Raw genomic sequence first — 1,759 nt, forward strand, 5'->3', positions numbered from 1 at the left:
GGGGCTGTCCAAAAAGTAACAATGGGCAGCCCCTTCCCAAAATAAAGCAAGCGTGATTCAATAGGGGGATGAAAAGAAGACCAACAGCGCCCGTATTCAAACCCTACGTGATGCACCAAGCCTCATTATTGCCGCGCAGCTATGATGAAGTCATCGAGCCAGAACACCTGGTGAGAGTAGTGAGCGCAGCGATTGACAAACTGGATCTTCGTCCCCTATTGGCACAGTATAAAGGTGGAGGGACCTCCAGCTACCATCCGCAGATGCTGCTGAAGGTATTGGTGTATGCCTACAGTCAGAAGATCTACTCATCGCGGAAGATAGCCAAAGCGCTGCGGGAGAACATCCACTTCATGTGGCTGAGCGGAGAGCAGCGGCCAGATTTCCGCACGATCAATGATTTTCGAGGGAGTCGGATGAAGGGGGTGATTGATGAAGTGTTTGCGGAGGTGTTGGAGTACTTGCTTGAAGCGGGCAAGGTCAAGCTGGAGACGTACTTTGTAGATGGGACGAAGATCGAAGCGGATGCCAACAAGCACAAAGTGGTATGGGCGAAGCGAAAGAACCGGTATCAGCAGCGGGTACGAACGCAGATCGAAGAATTGTTGAAGCAAATTGAAGCGGAGAATGAAGCGGAACAGGCCGAGTATGGAGAGAAAGACCTGGAAGAGCGGGGTGGGGGCGAAGGGGGGAGCGAGATAGACTCAGAGAAGCTGCGTGAACGGATTGAACGGCTGAACCAGCGGCTGCGCGAGCGGCAGCAGCCGAAGAGAGATACGCAGGCCAAACGCAAGGCATTGAAGAAATTGGAGGGAGACTGCCTGCCGCGGCTGGAGAAGTATGAACAGCAAACTGAAACCCTGGCAGGGCGGTCGAGCTATGCTCAGAGCGACCCAGACGCCAGCAGCATGCGGATGAAGGAAGACCGGGGAGCCGAGAAGCCCTGGCCGAAACCAGCTTACAATGTGCAGATCGGCACCGAGGGGCAATTCATCACGGGTTTCAGCGTACATAATCGGGTCGGCGATCCCCCTTGCCTGATCCCGCACTTAGAACAGGTTCGTCACAACACGGGTGGGCGTCTGCCCCAAAGGATTGTGGCGGATGCTGCCTACGGCAGCGAAGAGAACTATGCCTATCTGGAGCAGCATGGCGCCGAAAACTTCCTCAAGTACAACACCTTCTACCAGGATACACACCACTACCGCAAGGCCGAAGTGCTGCGCGCTCACCAGTTCCGCGCCGAGCACTTTACCTACGACCAGCAAACCGACACCTTTGTTTGTCCAGCGGACAAGCGCTTGCATTTCCAATACACCTCGCGCTACATCACCGAAAACGGTTACGAAAGCACCCGACAGACGTATGAATGCTTTGACTGCGCGGGTTGCCTGCTGAAGCCCCAGTGCACCAAGTCGAGGGGTAACCGCAAGATCCGCATCTCCTTCCGCTTATTGGCATACCGCAGGCAAGCTCGATCCAACCTGACCAGTCCAGAAGGGCAGCGTTTACGAGCAGCACGCTCCACCGAGGTCGAGACGGTCTTCGGCCATATCAAACACAATATGAACTTTCGACGATTCCATCTCCGCGGGTTGGAAAAGGTGAAAACTGAGTGGGGTTTGGTGAGCATTGCCCATAATCTGAGAAAATTGGCCGCCTGAAAGGGCGGCTTTTTTTGTTTCTCAAGCCAAAATGACTTTTTTGCCCCCTTTTTAACCATATTGGGGCTGCCTGGATCTTCTTTCCAGACAGCCCC

General features: G+C 54.3%; 1 protein-coding gene. It reads left to right on the forward strand.

What is annotated here, in order from left to right; genetic code table 11:
* Positions 1–68: 68 nt before the first annotated feature.
* Positions 69–1,664 carry an IS1182 family transposase gene (locus ADN01_RS14620; RefSeq protein WP_075071233.1) on the forward strand — a complete coding sequence of 532 codons (1,596 nt, stop codon included), beginning with the start codon at positions 69–71 and terminating at the stop codon, positions 1,662–1,664.
* Positions 1,665–1,759: the final 95 nt, after the last annotated feature.

Origin of the sequence: Levilinea saccharolytica, from assembly GCF_001306035.1 — a bacterium.
In the GTDB taxonomy this organism is placed as follows: domain Bacteria; phylum Chloroflexota; class Anaerolineae; order Anaerolineales; family Anaerolineaceae; genus Levilinea; species Levilinea saccharolytica.